This is a genomic window from Prosthecomicrobium sp. N25 (assembly GCF_037203705.1).
GTDB lineage: Bacteria > Pseudomonadota > Alphaproteobacteria > Rhizobiales > Ancalomicrobiaceae > Prosthecodimorpha.
In genome coordinates this window covers 144381-162451 of sequence record NZ_JBBCAT010000005.1, presented here as the reverse complement: position 1 = coordinate 162451, position 18071 = coordinate 144381, and the positions used below count along the sequence as shown (strand labels likewise).

The following is an 18071-nucleotide window of genomic DNA, read 5'->3' as shown; positions in this document are numbered from 1 at the left end:
GCCGTTCCGGCGGCATCGCCTCCTTTGCCGGGCCCATCGGCTTGGGCGGGACGTGGCCAGACGGCCCGTCTCGACCCCCTCGACCATGCGGACCGGGGAAGGCCCGGGGACGACAGGACCGACGGCCAGCCGGGACGCCTTACCGGCTGAGAGGGTCGGAATGCGCGGGACCATTCCCGCCGTCCGGGGCTCTGCGAGGGCGCGTCACCCGCCCGGCAGGATGCTGAGCGGCCGCTGGCCGCCGCCGGGCAGGATGGCGGGCGCGGGCGGGATCACGATGGGCGGCGGCAGCGGCGGCGGGACGGCAGCGCCCTCCCCGGCCCTGACCGGCGCGGGAGCCGTTCCCTCGGTCGTCTCCGCCTGCGGCAGGGTCGGCAGGGGGCCAAGGACCTTGCGGCGTTCCTCTTCGGCCCGCCGCGAGACCTCCTCCACCTCGCGCCGCCGCGCCTCCTCGGCCTTCCTGGCGTCCTCGGCCCGACGCGCCGCCTCGGCGGCCCTGCGCGCCTCCTCGGCCTTCCGGGCTTCCTCCGCCTTGCGGGCCTCCTCGGCCTTGCGCGCTTCGTCCGCCTTGCGGACCTCCTCGGCCAGCCGTGCCGCCTCCGCGGCCCTGCGCGCCTCCTCGGCCTTCCGGACTTCTTCCGCCTTGCGGGCCTCCTCGGCCAGCCGCGCCGCTTCCGCTGCCCTGCGCGTCTCCTCGGCCTTGCGGGCCTCCTCCGCTTTGCGCGCTTCTTCCGCCTTGCGCGCTTCCTCGGCCAGCCGCGCCGCCTCCGCGGCCCTTCGCGCCTCCTCGGCCTTCCGGGCTTCTTCCGCCTTGCGCGCTTCTTCGGCCAGCCGCGCCGCCTCCGCGGCCTTGCGGGACTCCTCGGCCTGGCGGGCCTCCTCCACGCGGCGGGCTTCTTCAGCGCGCCGGCGCTGGTCGTCCTCGGCCTTGCGGCGCGCGGCTTCGATCGCCTGCCGGCGGGCTTCCTCCTCGGCCCGCTTGCGCACCTCCTCGGCCTGGCGCGCCGCCTCGGCCTCGCGCGCCTCCTGCTCCCTGCGGGCCTGCTGATCGCGCAAGCGCTTCAGCTCGCGGGCGAAGCGCTCGCGCTCCATGATGTCCTGCTGCAGCGCCTCAACGCGCTGCACCTCGCGCTCGAAGGCCCTGAGCGTCAGGAAGGCGTTGAGGGGCGCGACGTCGAGGCTGCGGACGGGGTCTCCGATCGGCCCGCGCAGGAGCACGCCCACCTGCGGCTCCGCCCCCGTGACGGCGTTCTTGCCGGCGTCGACCTTGACGGTCCAGTCCGCCTCCATGGTCCAGCGCCCGAGGTCGAGGGTCGCCGACCCCGAGGTCCGCGCCCGCGGGCTCTCCACCGACACCTCGCGCAGCCGCGCGACGCCGCCGCCCATCTGGAAGGCGGCCTCGATGCGGTCGAAGGGCAGCGTGCCGGCGTCGAGATAACTCTGGAAGACCGAGCGGATCCGGTCCTCCTTCAGCTCCAGCCCGCCGTCCGCCGCCACCACGATGGCGTTGAACGCATCGGCGTTCACGTAGCGGATCGCCCCGCCGCGCACCGACAGCGCCCCGCTGCCCTGAAGGTTGGACATCAGCGCCGCCACCGAACGCCCGCCCGTGTCGAAGGAGACGCTGAGGTCCGCCGTTCCCGTCGCCACCGGGCGCCCGTCCCGGCGCCAGACGAACTCCTCGACCGACGTCTTCTCCAGCTTGATGTCGCCCGAGACCGCCAGGTCGCCGCCGGACGCGCGCCGGAACCGCAACTGCCCCTGCACCGTGCCGCCCGCGACCGCGCCGCGGAAACTCTCGACCCCCGTCTCGCCCGGCCGCGCCCTGAGCCGGAACTGGGCCTTCTCGATCGGCCGGAACCCCGTCAGGAGCACCCGCTCCGCCGTGACCGCCAGATCCGCCGCGACGCCCGCGACCACTGGGCCGGCGACCGGCCGGGACGGCCAGGCCGCGTTGCGCTCCGGCGGCACGCTGAGTTCGTCCGGTCCGATCCCGAGCTCGATGAGTCCCGCGAGCGGCACCTCCCCGAGCGACAACCGCCCTTCGGCGAGAGGCGGGCTCTGCCCCAGGTCGACCGTGCCGTCCCCCCGCAGGCCCACCCCCGCGAAGGTGCCTTCGACCGCGCTCACCCCGATCCGCGGCAGGCTGCCCGCGAAGGCGGCCTTGAGGTCCGCCGGCACCCGCTCGCCGGTGAGGCTGAGCGGACGATCGAGCGCGAGCGCCAGCGGGGCGATGTCGGCCGCCTTGAGGCTCGCCTCGCCGGAGGTCGTCACCCGGCCGGAGTCGTCGAGCGCGACCTTGCCCGAGGCCTCCAGGACCGCGCCCGCGACGGCGGTCGAGAGACGCGTGTCCAGGCCGTCGGCCGGCACGCCCGCGGCCGTGAGCGCGACCGCCCCCGCCTGCCCCTTGGTGGGCGTGGCGCCGAGGCCGAGCTGGCGCAGCACGCCGCCGCCGTCCGGCCCCTCGAGCCGCGCCGCGACGTCGACCCGCCCGCGACGCCAGTCCGCCGGGCTGCCGTCGAAGCGGCCGTCGACGGTCAGGCGGCTGGCGGCGACCGGCCCTTCGAGGACGAGGCGGACGGCGCTCCGGTCCGCACCGGCCTGCCCCGTCAGGCGGGCGGTCAGCGCGAGCGGCGCGAGGTTCGGGGCCGCCGCGGCGAGCCGGTCGAAGGCCCCGCCCTCGGGGAGGACGAGCCGCGCCAGGGTGAGGAGGCCGTCCAGCCGATCCGCGGCGATCTTCGCCTCCAGGCTGCCGTCCGGCCGGGTCAGCGCCCGGTCGATGCGACCGGCCACCTCGATCGACGCCCCGGCGGCGTCCTTGACCGAGAAGCGGTCGACGACCAGCCCTTCGCCCTCGATGGCGACCCGCGCCGCCACGCCGCGCAGGGTCACGCCGCCGACCACCACCTGGCCGGCGTCGATGTCGACCCGCGCCTCCGCGGGCGCGTCGGCTCCCTCGCGGCCCCAGAGCAGCACGCTCAGGGCCTTGATCTGGTCGAGGTCGAGGCGGTCGGCTGTCAGCCCCGTCTCGAGCCGCGGGCCGCGCCCGGCCTCGCCGCCCGCGATCTGGATCCAGCCGCGCGCCTGCGCCGCCCCGAGGCGGGCGACGATCTGGTCGGCCCGGAAGCCGGCCGGCCCGGCGGTCACCAGCGCGTCGACGCTGAGCGGATCCAGCCGCGGCAGGCTGGAGCCCTGGCGGAACCAGGTCGCGAAGCTGTTCGGCTGCTCGGAGGTGACGTAGAGCCGGCCCTCGAAGGCCGGCTGCGCCTGGTCGATCGTCAGCCGGCCGGAGGCCGTCATGGCGGTACGGCCCGGCAGGCGGGCGGAGAATTCCTCGATCGTGAAGCCGCCCGGCCGCGGCCGCGCCACCAGGCGCAGCTCCTGCAGGACCCCGCCCCCGAGCACCACGCCCGGCAGGTCGACCGCGACCCGCCCCGGCATCTCCGGCGTCGGCAGCACGCCGAGGACGCCCGCGAAGCGCGCGATCGCCGCCTGCAGGTCCGCGGCCTCGCCGACCTTGCCGGCCAGCGCCCGGTCGAGGTCCACCTGCTTGGCGGCGAGCGTCGCGTCGAAGGAGGGCTTCACCCCGAAGTCGATGCTCGCCGTGCCGCCGATCGAATAGGAGCGGTCTTCGGAGCCGAACGTGAAGGCCAGGGTCTCGAGCTTCAGGCGCGCCGGATCGAGGGTGAACTTCGTGTCCGCCCGCCAGGGCATCGGCCCGGTGTCGCCGCGGTCGCGCTTGCCCTCCACGTCCCCGGCCCTGACCAGGCTCGCCTGCCCGGAGGCGCGCGGCGGGGTCGCGCCCTGCCCCAGGTTGACGGTCGAATCGACCGTGAACACGAGCGGCTGCGCGGCCGGTGACACCTGGACCTTGAGCGCGAAGGTCCCGTCCGGAGCGGCCCGGCCGGTCGCGATCCGGAACGAATAGGCCTGCCCGTCCGACTCGGCGCCGCCCTCGGCCTTGAGCGGTCCGGTCAGGGCCCCCGCCGACAGTGTCGCATTGACGCGCTCCACCGAAAGGCGCTGGCCGTTGCGCTCGTCCTCGAACTCGATCCGGCCGTCGACGATCTCGGCCGCCTCAAGGGCGGCCTGGGACAGGTCGCGGCGGTCGACCCCGTCGACGCCCGGCCCTCCGGCGGCGAGCACGAGGGAGCCCGTCCGCCCGATCGACACCCGCGCGAGCGGCCGCTCGAGCCGCAGGTCGGCGATGCGCATCTCGCCCTTGAGGAGCGGCGTCAGCTCGAGCTGCATCTCGAATCGGGCGACCGTGGCCCCGGGCCGTTCCGGATTGCCGACGACCACGTCGCCGAGCACCACCCGCGGGCTCGGCAGCAGGCGCGCTTCCACGTCCCCCAGCACGGTCACGCGCGCGCCGAGAATGCGGCCCCCCTCGCGCTCGAAAGCGGCGCGATAGGCCGTCCAGTCCACGAACAGCGGACCGACCAGCGCGGCCACCAGCGCCGCGATGATGGCGAGCCCGATGCCGATGTAGAGCGAGTTCAAGCGCCTCCTCCCCGCTCCGCGCCGGCGGCCGTCCGACCCGGCCGCCACCCGCCCAATCTAGTCCATGCGGACGGATCGTGCGAAGCCGAATTGCGGAGTGCCACCTCTAAGGCCTTGATCCGGCGATCCTGTGACGCCGGCGCGGCCTTGTCCCGGCGTCACGCGGGGTCGACGATCTTGCCGGGGTTCATGATGCCGAGCGGATCGAGCGCCCCCTTGAGGCTGCGCATGACCGCCAGCGCCGGCGCCCCGTGCTCGGCCAGCATGTACTTCATCTTGCCCGACCCGACCCCGTGCTCGCCCGTGCAGGTGCCCTCCATCGCGATCGCGCGCTCGACCATGCGCTCGATGAAGGCCTTGGCGACCGCGACCTCCGCGGCGTTCTCCACGTCGACGAGCGGCAGGACATGGAAGTTGCCGTCGCCCACGTGCCCGACGATCGGGGCCAGCAGGCCGGTCGCCTCGATGTCGTGCTTCGTCTCGTCGATGCACTCGGCGAGCCGCGAGATCGGCACGCAGACGTCCGTCGACACGCCCTTGGCGCCCGGCCGCAAGGCGAGGCTCGCCCAGTAGACGTCGTGCCGCGCCTGCCAGAGCTTCGAACGCTCCTCCGGCTTGGTCACCCACGTGAAGGGGCCGCCGCCGAACTCCGCCGCGATCTCGCCGAAGCGCTCCGACTGCTCCGCCACCCAGGCGTCGGTGCCGTGGAATTCGAGAAGCAGAAGCGGCGTCTCCGGCAGGCCGAGCTTGGAGTAGGTGTTGACGGCGCGCACCTGGAGCTCGTCCAGGAGCTCGATGCGGGCCACCGGGATCCCCGCCTGGATGGTCAGGATGACGGCGTCCGCCGCCGCCTTTACGGAAGGGAACGGGCAGGAGCCGGCCGAGATCGCCTCGGGGATGCCCTGCAGCTTGACGGTCAGCTCCGTGATGATGCCGAGCGTGCCCTCCGAGCCGACGAAGAGCCGCGTCAGGTCGTAGCCGGCCGACGACTTGCGCGCCCGCTGGGAGGTCTTCACCACCGACCCGTCCGCCGTCACGGCCCTGAGCGCCAGCACGTTGTCCTTCATGGTGCCGTACCGCACCGCGTTGGTGCCCGAGGCGCGCGTCGCCGCCATGCCGCCGAGCGAGGCGTCCGCGCCCGGGTCGATGGGGAAGAAGAGGCCGGTGTCGCGCAGGGTCTCGTTGAGGAGCTTGCGGGTGACGCCCGGCTGCACCACCGCGTCGAGATCCTCCGCATGGATGGCCAGGATGCGGTTCATCCGCGACAGGTCGATCGAAATGCCGCCGAAGGTCGCGTTGAGGTGCCCCTCGAGCGACGAACCGGTCCCGAAGGGTACGATCGGAATCCGGTGCGCGGCGGCGACCTGCACGATCTCCTGCACCTCCGCCTCGCTCTCCGCGAACACCACCGCGTCGGGCGCCTCGACGGGGATCCAGGTCGTGGTGTGCGCGTGCTGCTCGCGCAGCGCCTGCGAGGTCGACAGCCGCTCGCCGAAGCGCTGCTTCAGGATGCCGACCGCCGTCTCGACCGTCGCCGGATCCGGCCGCGCCGTCATGAAACCGGGCTTGTCCATGGTTGTCTCCTCCCCGCCGCGCGCCGCGACGGTGCCGATCGTCGAGGCCGGCGGACGCTACCAGAAGGGACCGGATGACGACAGGCGTCCCGGAGGGTTAGGCTCTTCGGGCTATGCAAGGATTGCGGGACCCAGAATGGACGCCGACCTGACCCTCCCCCTGTCGCCGATCATGGCCGTGGAACCGGCCTGGATCGACTACAACGGCCACCTCAACATGGCCTACTACAACGTCTTCTTCGACCGCGCCGCCGACGCCGTCTTCGAGCACCTGGGCCTCGGCCCGGACTATGTGAAGACCCGCGCCATGAGCTACATGACGGCGGAGATCCACGTCTGCTACCTGCGCGAGATCTTCCTGGAGACGCCGGTCCGGGTCCGGCTGCGCGTCCTCGACGTCGACGACAAGCGCCTGCACGTCTTCTCCGAGCTCCTGCATGCCGAGGAGGGCTGGGTCTCGGCGACGAGCGAGCAGATGTACTTGCACGTCGACATGACGGCCCGGCGCACCGCCCCGTGGCCGCTCGAGATCCGCGCCGGCTTCGAGGCGATGAAGCGCGCCGCCGACGCCCTGCCCCGGCCCGAGCGGGCCGGCCGCGCCATCGGCATCCCGCGGCGCGGCTAGCTCCGGCGCGCGCCCTTGAGGTCCGGCAGGAACCAGGCGAGGAGCCCGATCGCCGGCAGGAATCCCGCCGCCTGGAACATGACGGTCAGGCCGGTGACGTCCGCCATTTCTCCGAGGAGCGCGCCGCCGAGGCCGCCCATCCCGAAGGCGAGGCCGAAGAAGAGCCCGTTGACCATCCCGACCCGCCCCGGCAGGAGCTCCTGCGCGTAGACCACGATCGCCGGGAAGGCCGAGGCCAGGATCACCCCGGTCGCGAGTGCGCAGACGACCGCGCCGACCGGCCCCATGTAGGGCAGCCCGATCGTGAAGGGCAGGACGCCGAGGATCGAGAACCAGATCACGGTCCGCCGCCCGATCCGGTCGCCGATCGGTCCGCCCACGAGCGTGCCCACGGCGGTGGCGGCCAGGAACAGGAACAGCCGCACCTGCGCCTCGCCGACCGACAGCCCGAAGCGCTCGATGAGGTAGAAGGTGAAGTAGTTCGAGATCGCCGCGTAGGTGAAGTACTTCGAGAAGACGAGCAGGCACAGGACCGCGATGGCGATCGTCACCTGCCGGGGGTCGACCCCGCTCGCCCGGGGCGCCGCCGCGGCGGCGGGCTTGCGCCGGTGGGCCGCGTACCAGCGTCCCACCCCGGCCAGCAGCACGAGCCCGGCCATCGACAAGGCCGCGAACCACCCGATCGCGCCCTGGCCGTAGGGGAGCACGATGAAGGCCGCGAGCAGCGGCCCGACAGCGGAGCCGGCATTACCGCCGACCTGGAAGATCGACTGGGCGAAGCCGTGCCGCCCGCCCGAGGCGAGCCGGGCGACCCGCGCCGATTCCGGATGGAACACCGCCGAGCCGAGCCCGACCAGCGCGACCGCCGCCAGGATCGCTCCGTAGCTCCCCGCCCGCGCCAGCATCAGAACGCCGACCGAGGTCAGCGCCATGGCGGCGACGAGGCTGTAGGACTGCGGCCGCCGGTCGGTCGCGATGCCGACCAGCGGCTGGAAGATCGAGGCGGTCAGCTGCCAGACCAGCGTGATGATGCCGATCTGCCCGAAGTCGAGCCGGAACCCGTCCTTGAGGATCGGGTAGATCGCCGGCACGAGCGACTGGATGGTGTCGTTGATGAAGTGCCCGAGGCTGACCGCGACCAGGATCCCGGCCACCGCACCGGTCTGGGCAGGCCCGGCCGGGGCGGCATCGGACGAGGAGGAGACACTCACGGGGGCGGGATCCATTCCGGGGGACGACGAGGGGATGCAACTATGCCGATCCCCGTCGCCCCCGGCCAGCCCCGCAGCCGCATGGGTGACGCCCGCCGCGCGGGGCGGGCGCGCCCTCCGTTAAACTGTGCCGGAGCCGCTTTGCCTTTGGGTAATCTTGGTTGCTGACGAAGCGTCATTCACCGATCGGATTCAGGACCCGTTAGGAGACGGCGGCCGAACGTCCCCTCCGCGATCGACCCGGAGGCGGACCATGCTCGACGCCATGCAAGACGAGACGCGGCGCAAGAAGGCCGGCACCGCGGGGGCGACCACGACCACCGCCGCCCCGGTCCTGACGCCGCAGATGAAGGCGCGCATCGCGCTGCAGCGCTTCGGCCTCGGCGCCAAGCCCGGCGGCACGGCCGCCCGCCTCGCCGCCAGCGCCAACGCGGCCCGCGACGCGCTCCTCGCCGAGCTGGACACGCCGAACATCGCCCTGATCTCCGACCCGGCCCTTCCGACCTACGCGGCGGCCTGCGCACTCGGGACGACCGGGTTCAGCGGCGCCGACACCCTCAACAAGCAGGAGCTGCGCGCCCGCTACGCCAAGCACCTCGCCCCCGAGATCGGCTTCGTCGAGCGCCTCGTCCTGTTCTGGTCGAACCACTTTTCGATGAACCGCGGCAAGAACGACGTGGTCCGGGCCACCATCGGCCAATGGGAGCGGGACGTCATCCGCAAGACCGTGCTCGGCAAGTTCTCCGACATGCTGCTCGCGGTGTTCCAGCACCCGGCCATGATCACCTACCTGGACAACCAGAAGTCCTACGGACCGAACTCGCCGATCGGAAAGGGCGCCCACTTCGGCTACAACGAGAACCTCGCCCGCGAGACCCTCGAGCTCCACACCCTCGGCGTCGGCGGCCCGTACACGCAGGCGGACGTCACCAACTTCGCCAATGTGCTGACCGGCTGGTCCTATGTCAGCAAGTGGGAGGCGGACAACGGCTGGCTCGGGGCCACCCAGGCGGTCGTCGGCCAGTTCGTCTACCGCGACCAGGGCCACGAGCCCGGCCCCTTCACGGTGCTCGGCCGGAGCTGGCCGGCCACCGGCCAGCAGCAGGGCCTCGCCGTCCTGCGCATGCTGGCCGCCCATCCCGCCACCGCCCAGCACCTCGCTTTCCGCATGCTGGTCCACTTCGTCACCGACGCGCCGACGGCCGCCATGGTGAAGACGCTCGTCGACGCCTTTACCAGGTCCGGCGGCGACCTCAAGGCGATGGCCCGGGCCCTGGTGCTCATGCCGGAGGCCTGGTCGGCGCCGCTTTCGCGCATCCGCACGCCCTACCTGTCGATGGTCGCCCAGCTCAGGGCGTCCGGCAAGGCCGTCGACACCACCAACGAGAACGCCGTCAACTGGGCCCTCTCCACTCTCAACCACGCCCCGTGGCAGTGCCTGACCCCGGACGGCTATCCGGACGAGAGCTTCGCGTGGATCAACCCGGACGCCGTCCGGGTCCGCGAGGACGCCGCCTACATGGTCGCCGGCATGGTCCAGTCGGGCTACGCCGGCCCGGCCCCGAAGGATCTCGCCGCCCAGCTCTACCCCGGGTCCCTCTCGGCCGCCTCGCTGCAGGCCGTGACCCTCTGGCCCGATACCCGGCGCGGCCTCGCCACCCTGTTCATGACCCCCGAATTCCTGCGGAGCTGACGATGGCGCAAGACCACGACGACATCGACCCGCGCATCGCCGCCGCCGCTGCGGCCGGATGCGAGGAGTCCCGCCTCGCCCTCAGTCGGCGTGCCGTCCTCGGCCTGTCGGCGAGCTTCTTCTCCTGGGCCATGGTCCCCGGCTTCGCCGAGGCCGGCAGCGCCACGGACCCGCGCCTCCTGATCGTCGTCCTGCGCGGCGGCATGGACGGCCTGAACACCGTCGTCCCCTTCGGCGACCCCGACTACGTGACCCTGCGCGGCGGCCTCGCCATCCCGGCCGCCTCGACCATCGCCATCGACGGCTTCTTCGGCCTCAACGCCGCGATGCCGAAATTCGGCGCCATGGTGCAGGCCGGCGAAGCCGCGGTCGTGCACGCGGCCTGCGTGCCGCTGCGCAATCGCTCCCATTTCGACTGCCAGGACAATCTGGAGAACGGCCAGCCCGGCCAGGTCTCGACCGCCCCGAGCGGATGGCTGAACCGGCTCCTGACCGCGCTGCCGGCCGGCAGCCCCGTCCGTGTCAACGGCGCCCTGCAGGTCGGCCCGGCCCCGCTGATCCTCGCCGGGCCCGCCCCCGTCCTCGGCTGGTCGCCCGCCGCCTTCGGCCGCCCCGACCAGGTCTTCGACAACAACCTCGTCAACCTCTACCGGACCGCCGACCCGGTGCTCTACGACAACCTCTCCCGGGGCCTCGCCGCCAACGCCATGGCGACCGCGGCCGGCACCTCGACGACCGGCACCCTGACCTCCCTGCAGAAATCGTTCCGCGGCGCCGCCGCCCTGATGGCGCAGCCGACCGGGCCCCGCATCGCCGTCCTGTCGGTCACCGGCTTCGACACGCACATCAACCAGGCGAGCGCGCTCGCCGCCGTCCTCGGCCAGCTCGACACCGCGCTCGACGACTTCCGAACGGTCTCCGGCGCGGCCTGGAGCCAGACCGTCGTCGCCTGCGTCACCGAATTCGGCCGCACCGCCAAGACCAACGGGACCTACGGCACCGACCACGGCGTCGGCACCGTCGCGCTTCTCGCGGGCGGCTCCGTCCAGGGCGGCAAGGTCTACGGCGACTGGCCCGGCCTCGCCGCCGCGAACCTCTACGAGGGCCGCGACCTGAGGCCGACAACCGATCTCCGCGCCGTCTTCAAGGGCCTGCTCGCCGACCACCTCGGCGTCGGCCGGACCACGCTCGACACGGCCGTATTCCCGGGCAGCGGCGCGATCGCCCCGATGACCGGCCTCGTGAGGGCCGCCACCGCGCCCGCGCCCGCGCTCGCCGCCGACAGCGTCGCGGAGAACCCGCGGTCCGCGAGAGGGATCGCCAAGTTCCGCCGGCTCAATGCCGCGATGATGTGAGCCGGACCGGCCGGGCCGTCGCGCGGGAGAGGCGAGGCCCGCCCTGCCGCATCCCTGCCGCATGATCTATATAAAGGCTCGCGGAGAACGAGTCGGAAACATCCATGGCCGCTGGCAAGCCTTCTTCCCGTTCGTCGGCCTCGGCCGACGACGCCTTCGACGATCCCTTCGCGGAGGGCTTCCCGGGCGACGCTCCCCTTGCGTCCGGTCCCGAAACCGATGCGCAAGACGAGCCGCCCTTCGAGGAGCCGCCCTTCGACGTGCGCCCGGCTCCCGCCCGTCCCGCCACGAACCGGCCGGTCGATGCGCCCGCGCCCCGCCCGGGCGGCATCGCGGCCCGCGCCGCCGGCGCCCGCATGCCGGCCGAGACCGGCTACCTGCAGGGCCTCAACCCCGAGCAGCGCGAGGCCATCCTGTCGACCGAGGGCCCGCTCCTGGTCCTCGCCGGCGCCGGCACCGGCAAGACCCGCGTCCTGACCACCCGCATCGCCCACATCCTGGCGACCGGCCGCGCCCGTGCGAGCCAGATCCTGGCCGTCACCTTCACCAACAAGGCCGCGCGCGAGATGAAGCACCGCATCTCCGCCCTGGTGGGCGAGGCGGTCGAGGGCATGCCCTGGCTCGGCACCTTCCACTCGATCGGCACCCGGGTCCTGCGCCGGCACGCCGAGCTGGTCGGCCTCAGATCCGATTTCACCATCCTCGACATGGACGACCAGCTCCGGCTCCTGAAGCAGGTCATCCAGGCGGAGGGCATCGACGAGAAGCGCTGGCCCGCCCGCCAGCTGGCGAGCTTCATCGACAGCTGGAAGAACAAGGGCCTCGGCCCCTCCGAGGTGCCCCCGCTCGAGGGCCGCGCCTTCGGCAACGGCAAGGGGGCCGCGCTCTACCAAGCCTACCAGGACCGCCTGCGCACCCTCAACGCCTGCGACTTCGGCGACCTTCTCGTCCACGTGATCCGCATCTGGCGCGGCCACCCGGACGTGCTCGCCGACTACCAGCAGCGCTTCCGCTACATCCTCGTCGACGAGTACCAGGACACCAACGTGGCCCAGTATCTCTGGCTGCGCCTGATCGCGACGGGCTCCAAGAACGTCTGCTGCGTCGGCGACGACGACCAGTCGATCTACGGCTGGCGCGGCGCCGAGGTCGACAACATCCTGCGCTTCGAGCACGACTTCCCCGGCGCCAAGGTGATCCGCCTGGAGCGCAACTACCGCTCCACCAGCCATATCCTCGCCGCCGCCTCCCACCTCATCGCCCACAACGAGGGCCGGCTCGGCAAGACGCTCTTCACCGACCTCTCCGACCCGGACGCCGAGAAGGTCAAGGTGGCGTCGGCCTGGGATTCCGAGGAGGAGGCCCGCTCGATCGGCGAGGAGATCGAGCGGCTCCAGCGCCAGGGCCATCCCCTGAACGGCATCGCCATCCTGGTCCGCGCCTCCTTCCAGATGCGCGAATTCGAGGACCGCTTCGTCACCCTCGGCATGCCCTATCGGGTGGTCGGCGGCCCGCGCTTCTACGAGCGCGCCGAGATCCGCGACGCCCTGGCGTATTTCCGCGTCACCTGCCAGCCCGCCGACGACCTCGCCTTCGAGCGCATCGTCAACGTCCCGAAGCGCGGCCTCGGCGACGCCACCATCCAGCAGCTGCACACCTTCGCGCGCGCTCGGTCCATCCCCCTGGTGCAGGCCGCGGCCGAGATCGTCGAGACCGAGGAGCTGAAGCCCAAGGCGCGCAGCGCCCTGAAGGACCTCGGCACGTCGTTCGGCCGCTGGCGCAACCAGCTCGACGCGTTGTCCCATACCGAGCTCGCCGGCATCATCCTGGACGAGTCCGGCTACACCGGGATGTGGCAGCAGGACCGCTCGGCGGAAGCCCCGGGCCGTCTCGAGAACCTCAAGGAACTCCTCCGGTCCATGGAGGACTACGAGTCCCTGCCGGCCTTCCTGGAGCACGTCTCGCTCGTGATGGACGCCGACAGCCAGGCGGAGGTGGACGCGGTCACCATCATGACGCTCCATTCCGCCAAGGGTCTGGAGTTCGACACCGTCTTCCTGCCGGGCTGGGAGGAGGGCCTGTTCCCGCACCAGCGCGCCCTCGACGAATCGGGCCGGGCCGGCCTCGAGGAGGAGCGGCGCCTCGCCTATGTAGGCCTGACCCGTGCCCGCCGGCGCGCCCGCATCTGGTTCGCGTCCAACCGCCGCATCCACGGCTCCTGGAGTTCCTCCATCCCGAGCCGCTTCCTGGACGAACTGCCGGAAGCCCACGTCGACGTGGTCGAGCCCTCCTCGAACTATGGCGGCTACACCCAGAGCCGCTTCGACCGGATGGACCCCTTCGGCTCGTCCTACACGTCCCCGGGCTGGCAGCGTGCCCGCAAGCTGCGCGAGGATAGTGGTGCGGGCGCGGCGGAGGCCGGCGGCTTCGAGGAGGCGCGGGCCGGCTACGCCGCCGGGCCCGGCCATGGCCGCCGGGACGAGATGCGCGACCGCTGGGGCAATCCGGTGCGTCAGCGCCGCGCCGGCGCCGTGATCGAGGGCGCGCTAGTGGCCAAGTCGGTCGCCACCGAGCAACCCCTTTACGCGGTCGGAGAGCGCGTCTTCCACCAGAAGTTCGGCAACGGCACGGTCGCCGAAGTCGAGGGCAACAAGCTGACGATCGACTTCGACCGCGCCGGTCGCAAGCGGGTGCTCGACAGCTTCGTCGCCCGTCCCTGAGACTGCTTGATCTGCAGGAAAATACGCACTTACGTTGCGTTACAGGGGAACGCTTCTGTATTTTTTCCAGTGTGAATAAGCTGAATGGTCTCGGTCCATGATAGGGATCAAATGCAAATCAATCGATTTGCATCAGAGTCGTTGCGTTGCGGTGCCGCATCGACAGCCGCCGGCAGGCGGAGCAGGCTCGGGGTGCCACCGAGGAATTCCAGACCAGACCAGAACGGGGTGAGCCCGGATGCTCGACGTCCTGCCGCAGTCAGGCCACAGGCCCCGGTTGGCTCCGGTCGTATCGGACGAGTGGCGCGAGATCGTCCGCCAAAGCCCGGCCATGATGCATTCCGTCGACGGCTGCGGGCGCCTGATCGAGGTCTCCGACGAGTGGCTGCGCGTCCTCGGATACCGGCGGGACGAGGTCATCGGCCGATTTTCGGGCGAGTTCCTGACCGATGCGAGCCGGATCTACTCGCACGAGGTGCTCTTCCCGACCTTCTCCCGGACCGGCGTCCTCAAGCAGCAGCCCCAGGAGTTCCGCCGCAAGGACGGCAGCGTGCTCGAGGTCGAGATCAGCGCCACCATGCAGGGCGAGGGTTCGAATGCGCGATGCCTGGCCATCCTGGCCGACGTGAGCGCGCGAAACAACGCTCAGCGCCGCGTCGTCGAGCAGGAGCGCCTGAACCGGGAAACGCTCGCCTATGTCCCGGAATTGATCATCCGCGCGCTGCCGGACACGACGGTGGTGTTCGTCAATCGGAAATATTGCGAGTTCTTCGGCATCGCCGAGACGGAGATCGTCGGCCGGCGCGCCACCGACGCCCTGTCGCCGGAACTCGCCCGCGAGGTTCTCGACCTGATCGCCGCAATGACGCCCGAGAACCCGCTGACCATGCACGAGAACCAGCAGTTGCGCAGCGACGGCGCCCTGCGCTGGCTCGCCTGGACGGACCGTGCGATCTTCGGGCCGGACGGCCGCGTCATCGAGATCTTCAGCGTCGGCCGCGACAACACCGAAGCCCGGGCGCTGTCCGACAACATCCGCCGGCAACATCAGAAGCTGGCGGCACTCTACCGGGAGCTCAGCCAGGCGCACGAGAACCTGAGCCAGTTCAGCCGGATCCTCTCCCACGACTTGCGTGAGCCGCTGCGCAAGCTGGTCGGCTATTCGGACATGCTTCGGGAGACGCTGGACGGGGACGACCCCGAGGAGATCGAGCAGGCGGCCGGAGTGATCCAGAACGCCGCCGCGCGGGCCGAGACGATGATCACCGACCTGCTGCACTATTTCCGTGCCTCGGACGCGGAACTCCAGCGCGTGCCGATCTCGCTCGCCACCCTCGTCGACGACGTCGTTCGGGACCTGTCCGCCGACATCGAGGCGGCCGGGGCGACCGTCGAGGTCGCCGTCGACCCTGCCCACGCTGTCAGCGGCGACATGGTGCAGGTCCGCCAGATCCTCCAAAATCTCCTCGCCAACGCCGTGAAGTACCGCAAGCCCGGCCGCCCAGTCGAAATTAGGGTGAGCACCAGCGAGCACCGCCGTCGCGGCCTTTCCCTGGATGTGGCCGACAACGGCATCGGCTTCGACATGCAGTACCAGCGCCGCATCTTCGAGCCCTTCCGCCGCCTGCACAGCCGCGACGAATACGCCGGCACCGGCATCGGGCTCGCCATCTGTGCGACCGCCGCCCGTCGCCATGGCTGGACAATCGAAGTCGAGAGCCGGGTGGACGAGGGCTCCACCTTCTCTCTCGTCATCCCGCGCGGCAGCGTTCTCTGCCCCACCCGCTCTACACGCAGCCTGGAGGCGACCGCGCGCCCATGACCACCGCCAAGATCCTGCACATGCCGATCCGCCGCCGGCCGGCCCCCACCCAGGGCTCCGTCGCTCCGCCCTCGCCCGACGGCAAGGGTCCTGCGATTCTCCTGGTCGAGGACGATCCGGCCGACGCCAAGCTGTTCGTCTGGTACGCCGGCAAGGCGGGACTCGACCCGCGCCGCATCACGGTCGCCCCCTCGATCGCAGAGGCCGAGCGCCGGCTCGCCTCAGAGTCCTTCGATCTGCTGGTGTTCGATTTCTGGGTCGGGCCGGACAGCTCCGCCCAGATCATCGCCGCCAGCCTGGCGCGGGAGAACGGGCCGCCCGTGGTCGTCCTGTCGAACCTCTCGCCGGAGGAGATGCTCGAGGTCTATCACCCGAGCGCGCGGCTGCGGGTTCTCTCGAAGGGCGAACTCACCGCGGCCGCCATCAAGCGCGCCATGTCCGAATTTGGGACGGGACAGACGTCCGCCCCGCAGGGAACAGAGGACCGTTCCACCATGCGCGATGTCGTCTCCAAGATGCGCGCCACGCTCGACCGGCTGGAAGGCTTCCTCGCCGCGGCGGACAGCCATCTCTCGTCGGGAGATCCCGAGATCGCCCACGGGGTCGTCCTGTCCGCCGCCGGCCAGATCGAGTCGCTGAAGGCCCAGTTGGATCTGCTCGACGCGATCCCCCCGGGCGGCTCCGGCGAGCCCCGCTGACGGAGCCGGCCGACGCGTGTCCACCTACCTCGCCACGCTGGAGGGCCCGGCCGCGCTGGTGACCGCCGTCGCGGACCGCCTCGGCGACGACGAGCGGGCCGGCGCCGACGCCGCCGGCGCCTTCGACATCGGCGGGGGACGCTGGCGGCTCGAGGCCTGGTTCACCGGCCGACCCGATCGCGACGCCCTCGCGGACCGCCTCGCCGGCGCGCTGGAGCAGGGCGTTCCCGGGATACGCGAGGCGCTCGCGGGCCTGACGGTCCGTCCCTTCGCGGCGGAGGACTGGACCGCGGCCGGCCTCGCGGACCTGCCCCCGATCATCGCCGGCGCCTTCCGCGTCTTCGGCGACCACAACGCCCCCCCGCCGGGCGAACGCCGCCGCCGCGACCTCGTCATCGCCGCCTCCACCGCCTTCGGCACCGGCGACCACGCCTCCACCTGGCTGAGCCTCGCCCGTCTCGACCGGATCCTCCGGGCGCGCCGCCCACGCCGCGTGCTGGACCTCGGCACCGGCACCGGCATCCTCGGCCTGGCGCTGGCCCGCGCGGTGCCGGACGCCCGGGTCGTCGCCTCGGACATCGAGCCGGTCGCCGTGCGCATGGCCGAGGCCAACCGCGCCGGCAACGCGGTCTCCCGCCGCTTCGCCGCCCTCCTCGCCGACGGCCTCGGCGACGCGCGCATCCGGGCCGGCGCGCCCTACGATCTCGTCCTCGCCAACATCCTGCCCGACCCCCTCGCCCGGCTCGCTCCCGGGATCGTCCCCCTCATGGCCCCGGGCGCGACGCTCGTCATCGCCGGACTGCGCATCGGCGAGGAGCCCCGCCTCGTCTCGGCCTACCGGGCCCGCGGCTTGATCTTCGAAGGCCGGCTGGTGACCCGGGAATGGGCATCCCTGCAGTTCCGCCGTCCCGGCGCTGGACCCGGCGCCCGCCGCCGTGCATGAAGGCGGCCGGCCGAGCCCCGATCCGCGAGTAGCCCATGCCCACCGTCCAGGTCCGCTTCCAAGCCGGCGACGCCGACGCACCCGTGCTCGCCGCCCTCCTCGAGACCGCCTTCGAGGCGGATGGCTATCCGGTCACCCAGGAGGAGACCCCGGCCTACAGCGGCATCTGGACCGTCGACGCGATCCTGTTCGACCACGAGCCCGAGACCGCCGAGGCCGCCGTCCGCGCTGTCCTCGGCCCGGTCGCCGACAGGCTCGCCATCACGGCGACCGCCCTCGACGACGCGACGAACTGGATCGCCATGAGCGAGGAGATCCGCAAGCCCGTCCGCGCCGGCCGCTTCTTCGTCCATGGCCGACACGACCGGGCCAAGCGCCCGCCGACCGGCCAGTCGATCGAGATCGACGCGGAGCTCGCCTTCGGCACCGGCCACCACGCGACCACCTGGGCCTGCCTGGCCGCCCTGGACCGCCTGTTCCTGAAGCGCCGCTTCGTCCGCCCGCTCGACCTCGGCACCGGCACCGCCGTCCTGGCGATCGCGGCCGCCCGTGTCCTGCGCGTGCCCGTGATCGCCACCGACATCGATCCCGTGGCGGTGCGCATCGCCGAGGCCAACGTGCGCCTGAACGGCGTCGGCGGCCTCGTCGAATGCCTGGTGGCGGACGGCATGCGCGCCCGCCGGCTCGTCGAGGCGGCCCCCTACGACCTGGTCGTGGCCAACATCCTCGCCCGCCCCCTCATGCTGCTCGCCGCCCCCGTCGCGCGCGCCCTGGCGCCCCGGGCCACCGTCGTCCTGTCCGGCCTGCGCAGGAGCGACGCCCCGCGCGTCCTCTCGGCCTGGCTGCCCCACGGCCTTCGGCTCGCCGGCCGCGTCGAGCGGGACGACTGGCAGGCCCTCGTGCTCGAGAAGGGGCGCCGCTGATCAG

11 protein-coding genes are annotated in these 18071 nt (G+C 72.2%); 8 read left to right on the top strand and 3 right to left on the bottom strand.

Going from position 1 to position 18071, the window contains the following annotated elements:
* Positions 1-204 precede the first annotated feature (204 nt).
* Together WBG79_RS25170 and WBG79_RS25165 are read right to left on the bottom strand one after the other, a co-directional pair.
* A complete protein-coding gene (locus tag WBG79_RS25170) occupies positions 205-4503 on the bottom strand; it encodes an AsmA family protein (protein ID WP_337359996.1) in 4299 nt (1432 codons plus the stop codon).
* 158 nt (positions 4504-4661) lie between these two features.
* A complete protein-coding gene (locus WBG79_RS25165; RefSeq protein ID WP_443147510.1) occupies positions 4662-6077 on the bottom strand; it encodes an FAD-binding oxidoreductase in 1416 nt (471 codons plus the stop codon).
* 136 nt (positions 6078-6213) lie between these two features.
* Here WBG79_RS25165 and WBG79_RS25160 point away from each other — a divergent pair, with 136 nt between their 5' ends.
* Positions 6214-6702, top strand: a complete 489-nt coding sequence (locus WBG79_RS25160; protein WP_337359995.1) for a thioesterase family protein — start codon at positions 6214-6216, stop codon at positions 6700-6702.
* Here the strand turns inward: WBG79_RS25160 and WBG79_RS25155 are convergent.
* The gene (locus WBG79_RS25155) at positions 6699-7928 is read right to left on the bottom strand and encodes an MFS transporter (RefSeq protein WP_443147509.1); all 1230 of its coding nucleotides are present in this window, start codon (positions 7926-7928) and stop codon (positions 6699-6701) included. The two genes, WBG79_RS25160 and WBG79_RS25155, sit on opposite strands and share 4 nt — an antisense overlap.
* Positions 7929-8166: 238 nt before the next feature.
* On the opposite strand from WBG79_RS25155, the gene WBG79_RS25150 reads away from it, so the two are divergent.
* The 7 genes from WBG79_RS25150 to WBG79_RS25120 all read left to right on the top strand — a co-directional run bounded on the left by WBG79_RS25150 (position 8167) and on the right by WBG79_RS25120 (position 18067).
* A complete protein-coding gene (locus WBG79_RS25150; protein ID WP_337359993.1) occupies positions 8167-9606 on the top strand; it encodes a DUF1800 domain-containing protein in 1440 nt (479 codons plus the stop codon).
* A 2-nt stretch (positions 9607-9608) separates the two neighbouring features.
* Positions 9609-10961, top strand: coding sequence for a DUF1501 domain-containing protein (locus tag WBG79_RS25145; protein WP_337359992.1), 1353 nt, complete (start codon positions 9609-9611; stop codon positions 10959-10961).
* Positions 10962-11065: 104 nt separating this feature from the next.
* Positions 11066-13681, top strand: a complete 2616-nt coding sequence (locus tag WBG79_RS25140) for an ATP-dependent helicase (protein ID WP_337359991.1) — start codon at positions 11066-11068, stop codon at positions 13679-13681.
* A gap of 238 nt (positions 13682-13919) precedes the next feature.
* A complete protein-coding gene (locus WBG79_RS25135) occupies positions 13920-15503 on the top strand; it encodes a sensor histidine kinase (protein ID WP_337359990.1) in 1584 nt (527 codons plus the stop codon).
* Positions 15500-16201 carry a hypothetical protein gene (locus WBG79_RS25130; RefSeq protein WP_337359989.1) on the top strand — a complete coding sequence of 234 codons (702 nt, stop codon included), beginning with the start codon at positions 15500-15502 and terminating at the stop codon, positions 16199-16201. The genes WBG79_RS25135 and WBG79_RS25130 overlap by 4 nt, the downstream gene beginning before the upstream one ends.
* Positions 16202-16217: 16 nt before the next feature.
* Positions 16218-17144 (top strand): 50S ribosomal protein L11 methyltransferase, encoded by a 927-nt coding sequence (locus WBG79_RS25125; RefSeq protein WP_337359988.1) that lies wholly within the window; start codon positions 16218-16220, stop codon positions 17142-17144.
* A gap of 35 nt (positions 17145-17179) precedes the next feature.
* Positions 17180-18067, top strand: a complete 888-nt coding sequence (locus tag WBG79_RS25120; protein WP_337359987.1) for a 50S ribosomal protein L11 methyltransferase — start codon at positions 17180-17182, stop codon at positions 18065-18067.
* Positions 18068-18071 lie beyond the last annotated feature (4 nt).